Raw genomic sequence first — 19805 nt, forward strand, 5'->3', positions numbered from 1 at the left:
AGCCGGCAGGCCTGGATTTCTCGTTTTCCTGCACGGATCCGGGCAGCCCGTCCACGTACGCTGGGGCACGCCTTATCGATCGATAGGGAAGTCCGATCAGCATCGGCCCCCTGAGGCGTTACCGGCGGAGGAGTGACTATGCCCGCGGCAGACCCTGTCGATGCGAACATTCGGAGGAGGCGAGGCGGCGGCCGGCGGCTCCTCGGCCTATCGGGAGCACCGCTGTTGGCGATTCTCGCCGCGGTCTCGGTGCCGCAGGGGGTGGCCCACGCCGGTGCTGTCCCGGGCACCAGCTTCTCCGGCAGCTACTCGAACGCGGCCGGCACCCGGGCCTACCTCGGGTACGTGCCGTCCTCCTATCACGCCGGGACGCCGGTGCCGCTGGTCGTCGCCCTGCACGGGTGCACCCAGACGGCGGACGGGTTCCGTCAGCTGACCCAGATGGACAGCCTGGCCGCGTCCAGGAACTTCATCGCGGTCTATCCCGAGCAGCCGTCGAGTGCCAACTACCTGCAGTGCTGGAACTGGTTCAACAGCCAGGACCAGCAGCGCGGATCGGGTGAGCCGGCCCTCATCGCCGGGATCACGCAGTGGGTCGAGCAGCACTACACCGTCGATCCGAGGCGGGTGTATGTCATGGGCCTCTCCGCCGGAGGGGCGATGGCGTCGGTCATGGGAGCGACCTATCCCGATCTCTACGCGGCGATCGGGGTCGGGTCGGGGATCGAGTACGGGGCCACCGGGATCCAGTACGTGGCGGGGTTCGGCGGCCTCGATCCGACCCAGGCAGGGACGATGGCCTACCGCGCCATGGGCGCACATGCTCGGGCGATGCCGGCACTGATCTTCCACGGCGGTCAGGACACCACCGTGCCGGTGATCAATGCCACCGACCTCGTGCGGCAGTGGCTGACCACCGCCGACCTCGCCGACGACGGCAGGGCCAACGACGGCTCGATCCCCGCCTCGCCCGCCCAGACGCTGAACCAGCAGAGCCCCGGCGGGGTCCCCTACACGGTCGCCAAGTACGTGGACGGCCACGGGCAGGAGCTCCTCCAGTACTGGCTGGTGCCGAGCATGGCTCACGCATGGTCGGGCGGCTGCGCCTGCCAGCCGTATGCGAGCCCGTCCGGCCCGGACGAGACCCGCGCGATGTACGACTTCTTCGTCAACCATCCGATGCCCGCGAGCGGTGTGTCGACACCGCCCGCGACGACACCCCCGGTGCTGCCCTCCATCCCCGGGCTGCCCTCCCTCCCGGGCCTGCCCACACTCACCGGGCTCCCCGGGCTCCCCACGCTCCCCGGGCTGACGGCCATCCCCGGCCTCCCGACCCTCCCGAGCCTCTCCGCACTCTCCGGGCTGCCGGCACTCTCCGGGCTGTTCGCACTCCCCGGGCTGTCGACCCTCCTGGGATTGTTGAGCCTCCCCGGGCTGTAGACACCCGGACACCCGGGGTCCTGTCACCAGGGGCACCCCTCCATCCGGGAGCCTTCGCGGCACCGACGCGGCGCTGCGGAGGCTCCCCTCCACGTCGCTGCCCGGGGCCGACCCTGATGGAGGAGCCCGCCGGTCAACCACCTCCCTGGCCGACCGCCAGGGGTGCGCCGCCGGGGAGCGGAGCGAGACCCTGGCGCTCGAGCACGGCGAGCATCTCGGTGGCGAGAGCCCGGTGCCCCTCGACGGTGGGGTGCACGTCGCCGTGGGCGAGGTCGACCAGCGTGCCGAGCGGCACGGCGCCTCCGTTGATCGCCGCGTGCCAGTCGGCGACGGCGGCGTTGCGCTCAGCCGCGACGGCGGCGATCGCCGCGTCGGCCTGGTCGACCGCCTGCGAGGCGGCGAGGTCGGACGGAGCGTAGGGGTCGTAGAGGTTGGCGAGGATCACGCGGACGCCGGGCGCCGCGGCGGCGAGGTCGCCCACGATGCCGCTCAGCCGGGTGTACAGCTGCGCCAGGGTGGTGGTGAGCGGCACCCCGTCGCGACGGGCGTTGAGCAGGTCGTTCGCCCCCAGCTCGACGACGATGAAGCGCAGCGTGGTCGCGTGGGCGCGCACCGCATCCAGTGCAGCCGAGCGCTGCGAGGTGCCGCTGAGCCAGCGGGCGAGCTGGACCAGGGGGCATGCGGAGGCGTAGCTCGCCGTCGTCTCCCCCGGGCAGGCGAGGTCGTCGGCGACCGGTCCGCCGGCACCGAGCATGGGCTGGATCTGCGTCACCCAGGACGAGTTGGTCCCGAAACGCCTCGGGTCGACGGTCAGGCCGAAGGAGATCGAGTCGCCGACGACCAGGAACCACGGCCGGTCGGCGACGTCCTCCGCGCCGGCGCGAGGGAAGATGGCGGCGGCGTCGGCGGTCGGCACGGGGGTCGCGGGAGCGGCGCTCGCGGTGACCGCGGGTGACGCCGGCCGCCCCGCTGTGGGATGCGCGGACGGCGTGGCGAGCACGGCCACCGCGACCAGGGCGGCGACGAGGCCGGCGAGGCCGCCGCCGATCCACCGGGTACGACGGTCACCCACGTGAGCCGGCCCCACCGAGGCACGGCGGGCGACGTGCGACGGCGATTGCGGCCACGCCCCCATCCTACGCGGCCTTCGGAGACGACGCCGGCGACCCACCGGCTTGTCACCCGGCGTGACGGCCGGGTCGGTGGCACACCGGCGCGACGATCCCGATGCCCACGGTGGCGTAGGTGCAGTGAGCGGTGTCGGCCCGTGCCCGTACCGCGCCGGGCCAGGCGGTGACGCTGACCGTGGCGACGGCGAGGACGGTCACGCCGAGACTGATGAGCTTGCGCATTCGCACTCCATGTCGCCATCAGTCTCGGTGCGGCTGAGGGATGCGGGGAACCGGTCGATCGGCCGGTCATCCCTGTCGAGCCGGCCGGTGCGGGTGCTCGGGCTCAGGGCCGCGCGCGCGTCCTCCCCGATCAGCTGAACAGCGTGCGCGGGCGCTCCTGCAGCACACCGTCGACGTGGAGGTCGACCCTCTCGTTGTAGAAGCTGGCCAGCCCGGCGATCTTCTGGCTCTCCGGAAGGGGTGTCCGGTAGATCCACACCGCGTCGGTGTGCACCCCGTGCCCGGTGTCGAGCGACCAGTAGGCGGCGGTTCCCTTGTAGGGGCAGTGCGATCGGGTGGCCGACGGGCGCAGCAGCTCGATGCGGACGTCGGTCAGCGGCAGGTAGTAGCGCGGCGGGAGGCCGGTCTCGAAGAGGATCCTCGGCTGGTGGGACTCGGCCACGACGACGCCGTCCACCTCGACGCGCACGTGTCGCGAGCTGCCGAGGATGTCGACGCGGGTGTACGGGTCGCGCGGGTGGGTGTAGACGGGCTCGTCCTCCTCGAGCCACTCGTCCATCGCGTCCCACTCCAGGCGGACGGTGTCGCGCAGCGGCTCGAGCGGCGAGTCGGGGTACCGGCGCGCCGCCCCGGGCGCGATCGCCGTCCCCACCCGGACGTCCAGGATCTGGGCGTCGCCGCGGCTCGGCGAGTGCTCGACCCGACCGGTGGGGACCAGCTCGGCGCGGATGTCCTCCACGGGGAGGTAGTAGGTGGGGTAGTACGGCTTCTCCCAGACGAACAGGGGCCGCGCCGAGTCGGCGACCAGCCGGCCCGCCAGGTAGGCCCGCACCCGCTTGTGGCCCGGCTCGGTCCGCACCCGCCCGCGGACGGTCGTCCCCGTGGTCGTCTGCGTCATGCTCATCTCCTGTCCGGTTGCTGTGGTCGAGCGTAGCGCACCCGCTCTCGACGCCGACTCAGCTGTGGGAGGCGTGAGCATGGCCGGCGTGGAGACGGGGATCGACAGGGGACGTGTCCGGGAGCTGATCGGGAGGCTGATCGAGTACATGACCGGCGGGGCGATGTGCCTCGGCATCTGGCTGGGCGACGAGCTCGGCCTCTACCGGGTGATGGCCGGGGCCGGACCGCTGAGCGCGGACGCCGTGGCCGAGCGGGCCGGCTGCCACCCCCGGCTGGTCCGCGAATGGCTCGACGGGCAGGTGGCGGGCGGGCTGGTCGACCGCCAGGCGGACGCCGACACCTACGCGCTCGGCGCGGAGGCGGCGATGGCCCTCGCCGACGACACCACACCGATCTTCGTCGCCCGCGGCATGAACACCCTCGGGTCGATGTTCATCGACATGGACAGGATCGTCGCCGCCTTCCGAGGTGACGGCGGGCTCAGCTGGGGCGAGCACCACCCCTGCCTCTTCAAGGGCACGGAGTGGTTCTTCCGCACCGGGTACCGGGCCCACCTGCCCGCGGAGTGGATCCCCGCGCTCGAGGGGGTCGGGGAGAAGCTCGAGCGGGGCGCCAGGGTCGCAGACGTCGGCTGCGGCCACGGCGCCTCGGTGGTGGTCATGGCCGACGCCTATCCGAGCTCGCGGTTCTGGGGCTTCGACTACCACGAGCCCTCGATCGACACCGCCCGCGAGCGCGCCGCCGAGGCCGGGGTCGCGGAGCGGACCAGCTTCGAGGTCGCCTCCGCCAAGGACTACGGCGGCACCTTCGACCTCATCTGCTTCTTCGACTGCCTGCACGACATGGGCGACCCGGTGGGGATCGCCCGCCACGCCCTCGAGCGCCTCGAGCCGGACGGCACCGTGCTGCTGGTCGAGCCCTTCGCCATCGACGGCCGCGAGGCCAACATCGCCGGCAACCCGCTGGCAGCTCTGCTGTACACGACGTCGTCGGCGATCTGCACGCCCAACTCGCTCTCCCAGGAGGTCGGTCTCGGCCTCGGCGCCCAGGCCGGCGAGGCCCGTCTCCGCGAGGTCTTCCGGGAGGCCGGGTTCACCCGCTTCCGCCGGGCGGCCGAGACCACGATGAACCTCATCCTGGAGGCGCGCCCCTAGCCGCCCTGGCCCGCCACCGGCGCACCGCGAGGACGATCGCGACCAGGCCGGCGACGGCGAGGCCGGGCACCAGCACCCGTTCCCGGACCGCGCCACCCGGGCAGTCGCCGGACAGCGGGCGCAGCGTGACCACGCTCGGGCAGGGCGGGCGCACCCGGAGCAGGCCCCAGAGGCCCGCCTCCTGGTAGGGGCCGCGGTGATCGCCGTAGAGGTAGTCGCCGGGCAGCCGGTCGGGCCCGCCCGCGCCCCCGTCGAGGCGCAGGGTGAGCGCCTCGAGCCCGCCGAGCGCCACCGAGCCCGCCATCCGGGTGCCGGGCCGGCCCGGCTCCTGCGGCCATCGATGGCCCTCGACGCTGAACACCTGCGCCTGCTCGCTGGTGGCGCCGATCACGTGGAGCCGCATCGGGTCGCCGGCGTAGGCCTCGACGAGCGGGGTCGACGGGTCGCCGTGGACGTCGCTGCGGAAGACCCGCGCGCGGTCGGGCACGCGGAGCAGACGGTCGGCGACCGGGGCGGCCCGGTAGTTGATGCCGACGGTGCCGTCGACGTGCTCGGCGTAGGGCATACGGTGGGTGCCGATGCCCGCGTCCTCGTCCTGGAGGAGGAGGGTGACGTCGCGGTAGGCGGGGCCGGACGGCGGGTGCACGTCGACCCTCCAGGCGGCGCGGCCGGACCCGTCCGCACCGGTCACCGGATCGGTGTAGCCGGCCCCGCGGGGACCGACGACGATGGCTCCGAAGAGGCCGAGCCGCGGGGTGCGCAGGACGTCGCCCCAGTCGCGCACCAGCGCCGCCGTCTCCCCGATCTCCGGGTGGGCGTAGTAGGTGTAGGTGCGCGAGGCGCCCGGGGCCACCGCCTGCGGCGCGTCGCGACCGGCGGCGACGCCGCCCGAGGCCCGCGGATCGGCGGCGAGCATGTCGGCGTGGAACGACACCGCGCCGCCGGTGGTGGCGTTGCGCAGCACCACCTCGATGCAGTCGCCGACGTCGACGTGGAGCACCAGCGGCTCGGCGGGCCGGCGCCCCGCGAGCACCGCCTCGCGGTCGCTCTCGAGCACGTAGATGCGGCCGGTGGCGCCCTCCAGCATCGGCAGCGGCGCCTCGACCGCGGCGACGGCGAACCGCCGGCGCGGCGCCCCGGGCGGGCAGACGGTGACCGCCGGGGCGGGAGGACGCTCGTGGCCGGGGAGCGGCTGGAGCCCCTGTCCCCGGCCGCCCTCGTGGACGCGCAGCAGCCCCCAGCTGCCCTCGCGGAGCTTGAACGACCTGCCGTTGTAGTACAGGTAGTCGCCGGGCATGCCCTGGGCGCCGCCGGCGCGGGGCAGCACGAGGTCGTACCGCTCCGAGATGCCGACGTCCACGGTGTCCACCGGCGGCGAGCTGCGGCTCTGGGACTCGACGCGGAACCAGTGCCCGTCGACGTGCAGAGTGTGGACGTCGTTGCTGGCGCCGACCAGGGTGCGCACGGTGACGGGATCGCCGAGGTAGGCGTCGAGGACGGGCGTCTCCGGATCGCCGATCTCGGCGCTGCTGAAGCGCAGCGCTGGGTCGCGCGAGCGCTGCTCGACCGGCTCGACGCGCAGGTTCATCGAGCTTCCGCTGGAGCGATCGATGGCGGTGAGCGGGTTGTCGTCCATCAGGAAGAGCACGAGCTCACGGAAGCTCCCGGTCACGTCGACGGAGAGGGGAGCGGCGGTGCGGATGTCGGCGATGGGACCGCTCTGCAGCTCGGCGCCGGTGCGGGGGTCGTGATAGGTCGACCCCGGAGGCTCGGAGACGAACGCCCCGGCGAGCCCGTGCTGGCCGGAGAAGAGGACGTTGACGTGGTCGTGGAAGAAGGCGGTGCCGAACTGCACGTCGGGATACCAGCGATAGCGGACGAACTCGGTGCTCACCACCTCGCCCGCGGCGTGCGCGCTCTGCAGCGGCGCGTCGAGCGAGAGGGTGTCGCCCGCGACCGCCTGGACGGTCCGGGTCTCGAAGGAGCGGTCCTGGTCCACCCCGACGCCGACCAGCTCACCCGGCTGGAAGCGGGCGGCGCCGCCGACCCGGAGGCTGCGGTCGCCGGCGGCGCCGGCGGCGGTCAGCGTCTCGCCCTCCGAGCGGAAGGGCCGCACCGTCTGCTCGTAGTTGAAGCCGGTGTCCACCCCGTCGCTCGCCTGGACGTCGAACTGCATGAAGTGGATGTGGGCGCTCACCTTGCTGAGGGGCTGGCCCTGGACGTCCTCGAGCTCGCTGCGGAAGAGAACGTCGACACAGTCCTCGCCGGCGTTGGCACGGAGCGCGAGGGGGACGCGGCGGCGGGGGTCGGCCCGCACCGCCTCCTCCTCGTCGCGGAGCACGTAGATCTCGCCGAACGGGTCGACGATGTTCAGGCGGCGGTTGAGCGGCACCGGCACCGTGATCGCGTTGATCGCCAGCGTCCGCAGGCGCGCCCCCGCCGGGCAGAGGCTGCCCGGGCCGTCCGCCCCCGGCGGCGGCGGCCCCTCCCCTGCCGGCGTCGGGTCGAGGAACGGCGCCGGGCCGTGGTTCGGGGCGAAGGGCGGTCGTCGCCCCAGGTGCGGACGGAGGAACGGATACGCGAGCCTGCCGGTGGCCGGGTCGAAGAGCAGCGGAGGCCGCCGCCCCGGGCTCGGTGATCGGTACCCGGGCCAGCTCTGGTCGCTCTCGGCCTCGCCGAGGTAGCGGTCGCCGCTGCGGCTCCAGTCGAGCACCGCGGCGTCGTCGCCGCGCGGGATCCCCGCCGGCGGAAGCTGCCGTTCGACCCATGCGGCCAGCGAGGACGCGTCGATGGCGGCGCTCCTGCCGTGGGTGGACACGGTCCGGCCGGCGAGGAGGTCGGAGGTCACCGCCGCCTCGACCCGGCCGGCGCGGTCGGCGAGCTCGTGGAGCGGAGCCAGGGAGTCGGTGGACGACGCCCCGTCCTGGCGGGTGTTGTAGACACGCCAGATCCCCCACATCCCCGCGAAATAGTGGTGGGTGACGTGGCAGTGGAACATGAAGTCGCCGGCGCTCTGCTGGCATCCGCCGCTGCCGCACTCGTCGGTGACGTCGAAGGTCTCGGAGGGACCGATCGACTGCGAGTCGGTGCGCTCCGAGGCCCGGGGACGCAGCGGTGGATGCTTATCGAGCCCGCTGTCGAAGGCCCCGGCCTCGACCCCCGGCTGGCGGCGCCAGCGGATGCCGCCGCCGTGCACGTGGTGGACGTGGAACACCTCGGAGCCGCCGTGGACGATGCGCTGCTTCACCGGGTCGCCGAGGTAGCTGCGCATGATCGGCGTCGCCGGGTCGCCGAAGGCGTAGGAGCTGTAGGCCACGGAGTCGTCGACCCGTCCGGTGAGCTGCTGCTGCCGCTGGAGGCGGTTCATGAACGCCTCGCTGCGGTAGTTGATGGCGCGGCCGTCCGGCCGGTAGGCGTGGGTGGTCGGGTCGACCTGGGGGACGAGACCGCCGCCGGCGTCGAGCGGCTGATAGTTCTCGTTGCCGACCTCGTGGTAGTACACCGCGAACTCGCGGAAGGCGGAAGCGGCGGGGGGCCGCACCATCGCCGCCCAGCCGGTCCGCAGGGGGGCCCCGGTCAGGGGGTCGAGCCAGGTCGCGCCGCGGGGCTCGACCACGACCGCGCCGAAGAGGCCGTGGTCCGCCTGGACGCGATCGTCGCCATGGCTGTGGAGGTAGTGGGTGCCCTCCGGCTCGGCGTCGCCCACCATCCACTCGTAGGTCGCCCGCCCCCCGGGCGCGACCATCGCACCGGGGTTGGTGGCGATCGCCGCGCCGCCGTCTCCGGCCATCCGCAGGCTCGCCCCGTGGAGGTGCACGCTCGCGGGCTCGCCGCCCCCGAGCGCGTTGCGCAGCCGGATCCGCAGGCACTCGCCCGGCCGGACCCGCAGCGTGAGCGGCTGGATCGCATCCCCCTGGAGCCCGGAGGACACCGCCGGCTCGCCGCCGCCGGCCCGGGCGCGCAGGTTCCGGGCCTCCTCGGCGCGGACCCGCCCGAGGTCCTCCTCGAGCACGTACATCCGACCCGCCGGGTCGTGGTCGAGGTACCGGTTGAGGGTGATGTCGACGTCGATGGCCACAACGTCGTAGCCACGCACCGGCGCGGCGGCGCCGCATCCGGCGCCGGCTCCGGCCGTCCCCGGGTCGGTCGCGGCGGTCAGCACGAACCCCTCGGCGCCCTGGTGGCCGGCGGGCTCACCCCGCGCCGGCACGGCCGGGGCCGCCGCCGCCGGGGTCCCGGGATGGGCGTTGTGCCCACCCCCGGCCGCGGAGGCCCCGATCAGCGGGAGGAGGCCGAGGAGGGCGAGCCGTGCCCTCAGCCGGCGCAGCTCAGCCGACCTTCACGTCCCCCTTCATGTCGGGATGGATCAGGCAGCGGTACGAGAAGGTCCCGGCGCGGCTGAAGGTCAGCTTCAGTGAGACGACGTTCTGGGGCGGTAGCGACTGGACGATCCCGGTGTTCTTGAAGCCGGTTCCGTCCCAGCTGCCGAGGTCGACGACGACGGGCGCGGTGTTGTCCGGCGGCGGGATGTTGATGCCCGCCTGCGGGGGGACCGTGAAGCCGGCGGGGGCTCCCGCCTTGGGGCTGAGGTGGATGCTGCCGTCCGCCGCCTTCTGGAGCACGCCGACGTCGCTGTCGGCGGCGCCGAAGGCGATGTTGTGGAAGTAGAAGTTCCTCCAGGTGACGGCGCCGCCGACCGGGATCGAGATGGTCTTCGGTCCGAAGTCGACGATCACCGCATTGACGGCGGCGGGATCGGCGATCACCGGGTGGGTGATGCTGGGATCGCCCGCACCGGAGAGGGCGGTCTCGGCGGTGGCGCCCTGCGCGGTCGCCGCGATCGGGGTGAGCGCGTCGACGAGGCGCTTGAGCTGCTGCTGGCCCCTGGTGGTGAGGTCGGCCTGGCTCTGCACCGCCTGGCCGCTGTCGACGACCTGGATCTGGGCGGTCATCGCCGAGCGGTGGACCAGGCAGATCACGTTGTAGGTGCCGGGCCTGATGCTCTTCGAGAGGGGCAGGCTGTAGGAGGCGCCGTCGTCCATCAGCACCCCGCTGCTGTGGAAGGCCTGGGTGCCGGTGAACTCCGGCTCCGCCCGCTTCGGGCAGGCCGGAGCGCCGCCCTTCAGCGACAGGGGGGGGACGCCGGTGTCCAGGTAGCAGGGCTGCGCCGCCGACTGGTTCGCGTCGGGCGGCCCCTGGATGCTGTGGGGGAAGACGTCCACCATGTCCAGCATCTCGGCCGAGTTCTCCTGGGCCGCCACCGTGGCCTGCGGCCCGAGCGCCTTCAGCTTCGCCGCCGCGGCGTCGACGAGCGTGCCCACGGTCACGGTGTGGGGCTCGCCGGAGAAGTGGGGCAGCCTGAAGGTCACCGTGTCGCCGGGGTGGACCGACAGCGTGTTCGGGAAGTAGCCGGTGAAGGCGCCGTGGAAGGCGTCCGCCCGTCCGTCGAGCTGAACCGCGAGGGTCTGCGGTGAGGCTGGCTGCGCGGCGGCCGATGCCTGCGGCGACGACCCGCCACCTCCGCAGCCGGCGACCGCGAGCCCGAGCGCAACCAGCGCCGTGACACGTGCGAGACCCGCCATGGCCGACCTCCTCCACCCGATGCCGGATTCGCGGCAAGTGTGTCGCCTCTCACCGGGGCCGGTCAACGAGCGCGTGGATCCCTCCGGGCTCCGTCCGACCGACCGCTCGGTCGGTCATCGCCGGGGCACGGGTCGCGCGGCCATACTGCGAGGGACTTTCGGCCAAGGGGGTGCAGCAGTGAGCGTCGACACCGGTGTCGAGGACCTGATCAGCCGGCCCATGCTGCCGCTCGGCGAGCACCGGCTCTCCACGGCCCAGGCCGCCGACCTGGCCACCGCACGCGCCCTGGAGGCGGAGAGCCCCGACCGGTACTGGGAATGGGCCGCGGGCCACCTCCGCTGGATGGAACCGTGGACGGCGCTTCGCGAGGGCGGGTTCCCGGAGTTCCGCTACTTCGCCGGCGGTCGCATGAACGTGGCCGACAACTGTGTCGACCGCTGGGCCGAGGATGCCGCGACCGCGGACAGGGCGGCGATCATCTGGGAGGGCGAGCCGGGAGAGGTGCGCACCGTCACCTATACCCAGCTGCGCGACCAGGTGGCACGGCTCGCCAACGGCCTGACGTCGCTCGGCATCGGTCGCGGTGACGTGGTGGCCGTCTACATGCAGAACGTGCCCGAGGTCTTCGTCGCCATCCACGCCTGCAACCGCATCGGGGCGATCTACACGGTCATCTTCTCCGCGTTCTCGCCCGACGCCATCGCGCTCCGGCTCCAGGGGGCGAGCGCGAAGGCGGTGATCCTCACCGATCGCAGCCACCGCCGGGGCAGGGAGATCCGGCTGCTCGAGAACCTGCGCAGGGCACGGCGCCAGGCGCCGAGCGTCGAGCACGCGATCGTCGTCGCACGCTCCGGCGACCGGGTGCCCCTGGAGGCGGGCGAGGTCTGGTACGAGGACCTCTGCGCGGCGCAGAGCACCGCGTGCCCGTGCGAGCCGATGGAGGCGAACGAGCCGGCCTTCCTGATCTTCACCAGCGGCACCGAGGCGCGGCCCAAGGGCCTGGTGCACTCGACCGCGGGCTTCCTGGTGGGCACCTGGGCCAACGTGAAATGGCAGATCGGGCCCGAGCCGGACGACGTCTACTGGTGCGCCGCCGACGTCGGCTGGCTCACCTTCCCGATCCAGGCGGTGATCGGCGGGCTCGCCCACGGCGCCACCCTCTTCGTCTACGAGGGTGCGCTCGACCATCCCACCGGAGAGCGCCTCTACGAGATGGCCGAGCGCCACGGGGTGACGAAGATGCTCACCGCACCGACCGCGCTGCGCATGCTCCGCCGGCTCGGGGATGCGGCTGCCGACCGTCACCCGTGGCAGCGGCTGCGGCTGGTGAGCGTCCAGGGTGAACCGCTCGACCCGGCGACCTTCACCTGGGTGACGGAGAGGCTGGGCGGCGGCGTGCCGGTCATCAACGCCTACGGGCAGACCGAGACGGGATCGACGTGGACCTACCCGGTGTACGGCGTCGACGACCTCAAGGCCGGTTCGTGCGGCCGGCCGGTGCCGGGCCACCACTGCTCGATCGTGGACGACGACGGCAACGAGGTGGCCGACGGGCACAAGGGCAACCTCGTCCTGCTCCACCCCTTCCCCACCCTCGCCCGCACCATCTGGGACGACCAGCGGCGCTACGTCGACAGCTACTTCGAACGGTTCCCCGGCCGCTACTGGACCGCCGACGAGGCGGTGCGCGACACCGACGGCCACCTCTGGGTGCTGGGCCGCGCCGACGACGTCATCAACGTCGCCGGTCACCGCATCAGCACCATGGAGATCGAGTCGGTGGTCACCGCGCAGCCGGGCGTCGCCGAGGGGGCGGTGACCGGTGTCGCCGACCAGATCAAGGGCACGGTCCCCGCGGCCTTCGTGATCGTCGGCGCCGGCCACGACCCGGGCACGGTGCGCCGGGCCGTCGAGGACGCGGTGAAGGAGACGATCGGGCCCCACGCCGCCCTGGGCGCGGTCTACGCCGTCGACGCGCTCCCCAAGACCCGTGCCGGAAAGATCATGCGCCGGCTGCTCCGCGAGGTCGCCGAGCGGGGCACGGTCACCGGCGACACCACCGGGCTCGAGGACGCCGAGTCGATCCAGGAGGTGCTCAGGGGCGTGCGCCGGACGGGCTCTTCGACGTAGCCGGAGCCGGGCGCAGCGCGATCTCGAACTCGACGGCGAACGCCCGCCGTGGGGCGGCGACGCCGGGCAGCTCGGTGGGCCGCGGGGTGACGACGAGCTCGGGCTTCACCGCGCCGATGACGTCGTCCCCCAGCCAGGGATCGCCGGCGATGAAGAGCATCGTGGTCAGCGCCTCGTGGCCCTCCGCGCTCGCCTTCACGTGGATGTGCGCGGGCCGGTTGTCGTGCCGGCCCAGCGAGGTGAGGAGCGCCAGGACCGGGCCGGCGGTGGTGGCGATCCGGTACGGGCCGGGCACCACGGTGCGCACCTCGTAGCCCCCCTGCGCGTCGCAGCGCACCCGCCCGCGCAGGTTGCCGTCGGGTTGGGCGGCGTCCTGGTTCTCGTAGAGACCCTGCTGGTTGGCCTGCCAGATCTCGACGATGGCGCCCCCCAGGGGCGTGCCCGACGCCGCCTCGACGACGCGTCCGCGGAGCAGCAGCGCGTCGTCCCCCTGGCCGGCGTGGTCGAGCACCGCGGGGGTGTCGACCAGGGGCGAGCCGGGCCGGTAGAGGGGACCCTCGACGTTGCTCGACGTCGCCCCATCGGCATCGGCGGGCTGGCCGAGCGCGTCGACCAGGATCGAGGTGTGGGTGATGTCGCTCAGGAGCATGAACTCGTCGGCCCTGCCCACCTCGGTGAGGAAGCCCACCAGGGCGTGGAGCTCCGTCTCGGTGAGGCGCAGCTCGCGGGCCAGCTCGTGGACGGCGGCGACGGCGCGGAGGACGCAGTGACGCAGCCGCTCGGTGGTCTCGGGGTCGGTGGTGAGCCGGGGAGGAGTGGTCGCAGCGGTCATCTCGTCGCCTCCTGGACGGGTGTCAGCTCGGCCGGGCAGCGGGGCTCGCGGCCGGCCGGCTGCCGCGAAAGGCATCGTCGAGCATCGCGCGGATGCCGCTCCGGCCGCCGGCGAGGGGATCGCCCTCGCTCGCCGCGGCGATCCGGTCGGCGGCCTCGTCGAGAGCGTCGGCGGGCATGCCGACGGCGGCGAGCGCGGTGGGCAGGCCCATCGACGCGGCCAGCTCGAAGAGCGCCTCGGCCGGCTCGCCGTCGAGCACCGAGGTGAGCTGCGCCATCGCCGCCGGAGCGCGCGGCGACACCAGCGCGACCGCATGCGGGAGCACGATGCCGTGGGTCTCGGCGTGGGGCAGGTTCCAGCCGCCGCCGAGGACGTGGCAGGTGCGGTGGTGGATGCCGCCGCCGACCTGGGCGAGCGCGGTGCCGGCCAGGCAGGCCCCGGCGAGGCACTCGGCGTGCCCGTCGACGTCCCCGGGGTCGGACACCACCCGCGGCAGCCCGCGCAGCAGGCGGCGCATCCCCTCGAGCGCCAGCGCCGAGGTGATCGGGTTCGCGGCCGCCACCCAGAGCGCCTCGGCGCAGTGGGCGAGCGCGTTCATGCCCGACGCGGCCGCGAGCCGTGGCGGCATCCCGGCGCAGAGCTCGGGATCGTACACGACCGCCCGGGGGAGCACCCGGAGGTCACGGCCGGTCTGCTTGCGGCCGTCGCGGGTGCGTCCGTGGATCGGCGTCATCTCCGACCCCGAGTAGGTTGTCGGGACGGCGACGAGGGGCACGTCGAGGGCGAGGACGACGGCCTTGCCGAGGCCGGTGGCGGAGCCGCCACCCACGCTGACCACCGCGTCCACCGCCGCGGCGCGGCCGCGCTCGGTCGCCTCGGCGGCGATGAGGTCGGGGACGTGCTGCGCGGCGCTGGGGACGACGCCGGCGACCCGGTCGCCGAGCTGGGCGGCGATGCTCGCGAGCGGGGCCGCGGTCGACCGGCCGCCGCCGATGAGCAGGACGCGCCGGCCCCCGAGACGCTCGACCTCGGCGCCGACCCGGCCGAGGGCACCGCGTCCGGAGACCACCCGCGCGGGCAGCGCCTCCCAGGTGAACTCCCGGATCACCATCCGAGCCTACTCGAACCGGCCCGCGGAGCTGGTCCTGAGGGATCCCGGGGTCACCGCCGGCCGTTCCGGCCGTTCCGGCCGTTGCCGACCAGGGGGTGGCGCATCTCCCCCACCCCGGTCACGTAGCTCTCCAGCACGTCGCCGGGGCGCAGATACCGGGGTGGGGTACGCACGGCGCCGACACCCGCGGGCGTGCCCGTGAAGATCAGGTCGCCGGGGCGCAGGGTGACGATCTCCGAGAGACGCCCCACCAGCTCGGGCACCGTGAAGATCATCGACGACGTCCGCCCTCTCTGGAGCTCCTCGCCGTTGATACGGCAGCCGAGCTCGAGGTCGTCGGGGTCGGGGAGCTCGTCGATGGTGACGACCGCCGGGCCGATCGGGCCGAACCCGGGGAACGACTTCCCGAGGCAGAACTGCGGCGCCGGCGGCCGATGCTGCACGTCGCGCTCCGACAGGTCCTGTCCCACCGTCACCCCGGCGACCACCGACCAGGCGCGCGCGGCGTCGATCCGGTGGGCCTCCCGGCCCACCACCACCACCAGCTCCACCTCCCAGTCGACCCGGTCGCTCGGCAGTGCCAGGGTGGTCCAGGGGCCGGTGATGCAGCTGGGGAACTTGGTGAAGGTGACAGGGTGATCGGGCAGGTCGAGCTCCGCCTCCTCGGCGTTGTCCCAGTAGTTCAACCCGATGGCGAAGATCTGCCCGGGACGCGGGACCGGGGGGCGCAGGTTCTCCGGCGCGTAGGCCGCCGCCGGCTGCGGCCCGAGCGCGGCCGCCCAGTCGACGAACCGGCCCCAGTCGGACCAGACCGACTGGGGGTCGGGACCGAACCTCCCCGCGCTGGCCGCAGCGACATCCACCGCCCCCTCGTCGGTGAGCAGCGAGAGCCGTCCCCGCACGTTCGCGACACGCATCACAGTCACCCCGTTTCGAGGCGCTCCGACCGGCTCCTCTCGCCTCGCTACGAGCATGCGCCGGTGCCGAAATGAATGCATCACCCGAGCGAGTAGTCGCGCCGCTGCGGCCCCTCAGGCCAGTGGCGACACCGGTTCCGCCTCGTCGTCGCCCGGCCGCGGCGGCGACGTCCACGGTTCCGTCCCGCCGGCCTCGACCAGCGCGGCGAGTTTCGCGAGCGCCATCCGTGTGCCGGTCTCGTTGTCGGCGGGCGGAACCCCGCGGGGGATCCCCTCGTGCACGATCAGGACATCGGTGCCACCGCCGTCCGCGTCGGTGAGCGTCGTGGTCATCGTCATCACGCCGCGCAGCTCGGGATCCGCGGTCTCGAACTCGAGCACCTCGACCACCTGCCGGTCGGGCAGCAGCCTCACGAAGCGGCCGTGGTAGGTGTCGGTGTGCGCCGCCGTCTTCCCGGTGCCGTCGTGCGCGTCGTAGCTGAGCGAGACCCGGAACGCGCCACCCTCGCGGGCGTCGAACTCGTGCACCCGGCTGGTCATCCCCGCCGGCACCCTCCACCGCGCGATCGCCTGTGCATCGAGCAGTGCGCGATACACCACCGCACGTGCCGCGTTGATGCGACGGGTGGCACGGGTCGAGCTCATGGCCTCATTCCAGCGCCGCTCCCACCGCAGACCGCACCTCCCGGCTGTTCCTCCGCGCCGAGCCGATGGTAGCAGCGGGCGTGTCATCGGTGACCGAAGCACGACGGTCCGCCCAGTTCCGGGCAACCATGACCACTACGCGCTGCGCCGGGACCGGTCAGCGAGCGTCCAGGCACACCTCGATGAACACGATCTCCTCGTCGAGGGCGTCGATCTGCTCCGCGACCACGGCGACCGGCGCCTGGCCCTGCACCGCGTCCTCGAGCAGCTGGATGCAGTCGGTCAGCGCCAGGCCGGCGGCGTCACCGACGCGCGCGCACCGGGGCAGGTGCGCCTGCAGCGCGTAGGCGTACGCCAGCTGGACGTCGGCGATCACGTAGGCGGCGTGGCCGGCCCTCCGCGCCCGCCCGTACCGGCGCCGCGCGTCCCTCAGCCAGCGGGGCTGGCTGGGGGCGCCGGACACGGCCGGGGACGGCTCTCCGATCGCGGCCGTTCCGGGGTCGCCACCCCGGGGCGAGATCCTGCGCTCGTTCGTGGGCCAGGCTCCCAGCGTCGCCATGCCGTCTCCTCCGCGGTCGGATCCCCTGCTCCGGGTCGCATCCTCACCGTCGCCGTTGCAGCGACGTTGCGCCGCGAACGCTCCGGTCGGACGGGGGCCAGCCCCACCGCCAGCACCGCCGCCCCGGCGCGGCGCGACGGGCGGGCGAGCCGGGCGGCGCGCCGCCGGCGGCTGGCCTGCAGGGGCTCGGGGGTGGTGTCCACCAGCACCCGGCGGATCACCGGGTTGGCGAACCGGACGCGGGAGCCGACCGCCTGGACCAGGCCCATCCACAGGGCCCGCTCGACGCCGCGCGCGGCGTGCTCCAGGCTGGTCTCGGTGAGGTCGGCGAGGACCTCCACGTCGAAGCTGTCGTCGTCGAGCGCGGCGGCGACCCGGAGCAGGTGCTCGACCTCCGCGCCCGCCCGTCGCACGCACCCGAGCACGAGGTCGCAGGCGGCCTTCGAGGGCTGCCGCTGCGTGGTCCACGGGACGTGGCGCGACGCCTCGTGCAGCATCTCGCTGGCGAGCAGGGCGTGACCCCCGGTGGCCTCGTGGACCTGGCGGGCGATGTCGGGCACGCCGAGGTGCCGGGCGAGCTCCTCCACGTCGACCTGCCGCAGCGGGCCGAGGGGGAGGTGGTCGGCGATCCCTGCGAGGGCCGCCTGCACCGCGTCGTCCTCGCCGTGCCGCGCGGTGACGAGGAGGAGGAGGTGGTGCGCCCCGGCCGGGCTCGAGCGCAGCCGCGAGGCGATCAGGTGGAGGGCGCCGACGGTCGCGACATCGGTGGCGTCGGCGTCCTCGACGATGAGCATCAGCGGCGTCCGCGCGGCGATCCGCAGGATGACCGAGACCATCGCCTCCAGCGCCCGGGTGCACTCGACCCGGGCGCTGACCGGACGCGATCCCTGATCGCCGAGCAGCGCGACGACGTCGGGCATCGGGCTGCCCTGCTGCCCCGGCCACGGAGCCACGGCCTCGCGCGCCCGGTCCGGCGGCAGCTGCTCGAGGCAGCCCCGCACCGCGTCGACGAGCGGCTGGAGGAACAGCGACCCGGTCGCCTCGTGACCACGGGTGGTGGCCACCATCCCGCCGGTCTGCTGGGCGAACCGCTCGAGCTCGGCGGCGAGCCGGGTGCGGCCCTGGCCCCCGGCGCCGGTGAGGAGCACGGTGCGGGAGCTGCCGGCGACGGCGTCGCTCCAGGCGGAGGTCAGGTGGGCGAGCTCGCGCGCGCGTCCCACCAGGAGGGCCTGACCCCCCGGCTCGGCACCGGGTGCGCTGGGGAGCGCGGGGCCGGACTCCTCCGGCAGCGGCTGGGACCGCAGCAGGGCGTGGTGCAGAGCGCGCGACTCCGCCGACGGGCCGATGCCGAGCTCGTCGGCGAGGACGGTGTTGAGCCGCCGGTGGGCATCGAGCGCCGCGCCCAGCCGTCCGGCCGCGTGGTGGGCGCGCATCACCGCCCGGTGCGCCTCCTCGTCGAGCGGGTCGGCGTCGACGGCCGCCTCGGCGGCGGACAGCGCTGCCGAGTGCTCGCCGAGGCGCAGCGCCGCGGTCCACTGCACCCGCCGCGACCGTCGCACCAGCCGTTCGGCCTCGCGACGGGCGGCGTCGACCGGCACCGCCTCGTCGTCCTCCCCGCCGAGGCGGCCCGACCCGAGCAGCTCGAGCGCCTGCGCCGCCGCCAGCCCAGCGAGCGGCGACCTCGCGGCGGCGGCCTGCACCTCCGCCTCGCGCACCATCGCGGCCGCCTCGTCGAGGTCGACGGTGCAGCCGTCGCGGTCGAGGGTGTAGCCGGTGGGTCCGCCGCGGATGCGGCCCCGGCCGAGGGCCTGGCGCAGGCGGCTCACCAGCGACGCCACCACCCGCGGCGCCTGGTCCGGCGGCGCGTCGGTCCAGAGGGCGTCGACGATCCGGTGCACGTCGACCACCTCGCCCCGATGCAGGACGAGGAGGCGCAGCAGCGCCGCCGCCCTGCCGCCGGGCAGCGCCACATCGGATCCGCGCGCCGTTCGCACCGTGAAGCGGTTGACGAGCGTGATCTGGATCGCATCCGCGGGCTGGATCTCGGCGGTCGACATGGGGCACCAACTGCGATGGTTGTCAGGTTGGATTGAGCATCGCCTCCACGCCGAGCCCGTCGCATCCGCGGGGACCCCGGTGGCACCCCAGTCGATCGCCCGGTGGTGCCGTCAGACGATCTCGGGCGAGGGTCCGCCGACGCTCACCGCGTCGCCCATGATGTCGTCGATGCGGCCGAGCACCTCGTCGTCGAGGTCGAGCTCCGCGGCGGCGACGGCGTCGTCGACGTGGTCCGGGCTGCGGGTGCCGACGATGGCGACGTGGACCGCCGGATTGGCCAGCGTCCAGGCCACGGCCAGGCGGCTCACGCTGACGCCGAGCTCGTCGCGGGCGAGCTGCTCGAGGGCGGCGACCACCTCCAGGTTGCGCCGGTAGGGCTCGCCCCGGAAGACCGCGCTCCGGGCGCGCCAGTCGCCCGGCGCGAAGCGGTGGCCGGCGCTGAGGCGGCCGCCCAGCAGACCGTGGGCGAGCGGGCCATAGGCGAGGACGCCGATGTCGTGCCACGCCGTGTAGGGCAGGACGCCATGTTCGATCTCGCGGCGGAACAGGTGATACGGAGCCTGCAGCGTCTCGACCGGGAGCGAGGCGCCGAACGCGTCCATCTCCTCGGGGCTGAAGTTCGAGATGCCGGCGTGCCGCACCTTCCCCTCGGCCACCAGCTCGCCGACCGCGCCGGCGGTCTCCTCGAACGGCACCCTCGGATCCGGCCAGTGCACCTGGTAGAGGTCGAGGTGGTCGGTGTCGAGGGCGCCGAGGCTCGCCTCCACCCCCCGCCGGATCCACGCCGGGCTGGCGTCCCGCACGATGCCGTCGCCGTGGGGCCGCAGCCCGCCCTTGGTGGCGATGACCACCTGGTCGCGCGGCCGCCCCTCGAGCGCTCGGGCGAGGAGCCGCTCGGAGGCGCCGAAGCCGTATCCCTGCGCGGTGTCGAAGAGGGTCACGCCCCGGTCCGCGGCGCGGCGGATCGCGGCGATCGCGGCGGACTCGTCCGTCGCCCCCCAGTCCCCGCCGAGCTGCCAGGTGCCGAGGGCGACACGCGACACCATCAGGTCGCTCCGTCCGAGCCTGATCTGCCTCATCGCGTCCTCCGACCGAAGCCGTCCGATTTCGTCGCGCCTTGATCG

General features: G+C 74.0%; 15 protein-coding genes. 3 read left to right on the top strand and 12 right to left on the bottom strand.

What is annotated here, in order from left to right; genetic code table 11:
- Window positions 1-225: 225 nt before the first annotated feature.
- Window positions 226-1440: a PHB depolymerase family esterase gene (locus VGL20_20480; GenBank protein ID HEY2706065.1), complete on the top strand. Its 1215-nt coding sequence runs from the start codon at window positions 226-228 to the stop codon at window positions 1438-1440.
- A gap of 133 nt (window positions 1441-1573) precedes the next feature.
- Here the strand turns inward: VGL20_20480 and VGL20_20485 are convergent, their stop codons facing one another.
- The 3 genes from VGL20_20485 to VGL20_20495 form a co-directional block, all read right to left on the bottom strand.
- Window positions 1574-2512, bottom strand: a complete 939-nt coding sequence (locus VGL20_20485; protein ID HEY2706066.1) for an SGNH/GDSL hydrolase family protein — start codon at window positions 2510-2512, stop codon at window positions 1574-1576.
- A 106-nt stretch (window positions 2513-2618) separates the two neighbouring features.
- Window positions 2619-2792: a hypothetical protein gene (locus VGL20_20490; protein ID HEY2706067.1), complete on the bottom strand. Its 174-nt coding sequence runs from the start codon at window positions 2790-2792 to the stop codon at window positions 2619-2621.
- A 130-nt stretch (window positions 2793-2922) separates the two neighbouring features.
- Entirely contained in the window at window positions 2923-3690 is a 768-nt protein-coding gene (locus tag VGL20_20495) for a DUF427 domain-containing protein (protein HEY2706068.1), read from the bottom strand.
- A 100-nt stretch (window positions 3691-3790) separates the two neighbouring features.
- On the opposite strand from VGL20_20495, the gene VGL20_20500 reads away from it, so the two are divergent.
- The gene (locus tag VGL20_20500) at window positions 3791-4846 is read left to right on the top strand and encodes a methyltransferase domain-containing protein (protein HEY2706069.1); all 1056 of its coding nucleotides are present in this window, start codon (window positions 3791-3793) and stop codon (window positions 4844-4846) included.
- Here VGL20_20500 and VGL20_20505 read toward each other — a convergent pair.
- Both VGL20_20505 and VGL20_20510 read right to left on the bottom strand, forming a co-directional pair.
- Entirely contained in the window at window positions 4824-9056 is a 4233-nt protein-coding gene (locus VGL20_20505; GenBank protein ID HEY2706070.1) for a multicopper oxidase domain-containing protein, read from the bottom strand. The two genes, VGL20_20500 and VGL20_20505, sit on opposite strands and share 23 nt — an antisense overlap.
- A 118-nt stretch (window positions 9057-9174) precedes the next feature.
- The gene (locus VGL20_20510) at window positions 9175-10428 is read right to left on the bottom strand and encodes a hypothetical protein (GenBank protein HEY2706071.1); all 1254 of its coding nucleotides are present in this window, start codon (window positions 10426-10428) and stop codon (window positions 9175-9177) included.
- Between the two features lie 178 nt (window positions 10429-10606).
- Between VGL20_20510 and VGL20_20515 the strand changes: the two genes are divergently transcribed.
- Complete coding sequence (locus VGL20_20515; protein HEY2706072.1) at window positions 10607-12559, top strand: acetate--CoA ligase; 1953 nt, start codon at window positions 10607-10609, stop codon at window positions 12557-12559.
- Here VGL20_20515 and VGL20_20520 read toward each other — a convergent pair.
- The 7 genes from VGL20_20520 to VGL20_20550 form a co-directional block, all read right to left on the bottom strand.
- Complete coding sequence (locus VGL20_20520) at window positions 12525-13391, bottom strand: dioxygenase (GenBank protein HEY2706073.1); 867 nt, start codon at window positions 13389-13391, stop codon at window positions 12525-12527. The genes VGL20_20515 and VGL20_20520 overlap by 35 nt on opposite strands.
- Before the next feature lie 22 nt (window positions 13392-13413).
- On the bottom strand, window positions 13414-14499 hold the full coding sequence (locus VGL20_20525; GenBank protein ID HEY2706074.1) for a maleylacetate reductase: 1086 nt from the start codon (window positions 14497-14499) through the stop codon (window positions 13414-13416).
- A 53-nt stretch (window positions 14500-14552) separates the two neighbouring features.
- Entirely contained in the window at window positions 14553-15419 is an 867-nt protein-coding gene (locus tag VGL20_20530) for a fumarylacetoacetate hydrolase family protein (protein HEY2706075.1), read from the bottom strand.
- Window positions 15420-15533: 114 nt separating this feature from the next.
- Window positions 15534-16064 (bottom strand): SRPBCC family protein, encoded by a 531-nt coding sequence (locus tag VGL20_20535; GenBank protein HEY2706076.1) that lies wholly within the window; start codon window positions 16062-16064, stop codon window positions 15534-15536.
- Window positions 16065-16221: 157 nt separating this feature from the next.
- A complete protein-coding gene (locus VGL20_20540) occupies window positions 16222-16527 on the bottom strand; it encodes a hypothetical protein (protein HEY2706077.1) in 306 nt (101 codons plus the stop codon).
- Window positions 16494-18680 (bottom strand): BTAD domain-containing putative transcriptional regulator, encoded by a 2187-nt coding sequence (locus tag VGL20_20545; protein HEY2706078.1) that lies wholly within the window; start codon window positions 18678-18680, stop codon window positions 16494-16496. Before VGL20_20545 ends, VGL20_20540 begins: the two co-directional genes overlap by 34 nt.
- A gap of 111 nt (window positions 18681-18791) precedes the next feature.
- Entirely contained in the window at window positions 18792-19760 is a 969-nt protein-coding gene (locus tag VGL20_20550; GenBank protein ID HEY2706079.1) for an aldo/keto reductase, read from the bottom strand.
- Window positions 19761-19805 lie beyond the last annotated feature (45 nt).

Source organism: Candidatus Dormiibacterota bacterium (assembly GCA_036495095.1).
Classification (GTDB): Bacteria; Chloroflexota; Dormibacteria; order Aeolococcales; family Aeolococcaceae; genus CF-96.

What these genes read in the sequence shown, in the direction of transcription:
- VGL20_20490 (HEY2706067.1), bottom strand. Translation starts at nt 2,792, where the DNA reads ATGCGCAAGCTCATCAGTCTCGGCGTGACCGTCCTCGCCGTCGCCACG.
- VGL20_20495 (HEY2706068.1), bottom strand. Translation starts at nt 3,690, where the DNA reads ATGACGCAGACGACCACGGGGACGACCGTCCGCGGGCGGGTGCGGACC.
- VGL20_20510 (HEY2706071.1), bottom strand. Translation starts at nt 10,428, where the DNA reads ATGGCGGGTCTCGCACGTGTCACGGCGCTGGTTGCGCTCGGGCTCGCG.
- VGL20_20520 (HEY2706073.1), bottom strand. Translation starts at nt 13,391, where the DNA reads ATGACCGCTGCGACCACTCCTCCCCGGCTCACCACCGACCCCGAGACC.
- VGL20_20530 (HEY2706075.1), bottom strand. Translation starts at nt 15,419, where the DNA reads ATGCGTGTCGCGAACGTGCGGGGACGGCTCTCGCTGCTCACCGACGAG.
- VGL20_20535 (HEY2706076.1), bottom strand. Translation starts at nt 16,064, where the DNA reads ATGAGCTCGACCCGTGCCACCCGTCGCATCAACGCGGCACGTGCGGTG.
- VGL20_20545 (HEY2706078.1), bottom strand. Translation starts at nt 18,680, where the DNA reads ATGTCGACCGCCGAGATCCAGCCCGCGGATGCGATCCAGATCACGCTC.
- VGL20_20550 (HEY2706079.1), bottom strand. Translation starts at nt 19,760, where the DNA reads ATGAGGCAGATCAGGCTCGGACGGAGCGACCTGATGGTGTCGCGTGTC.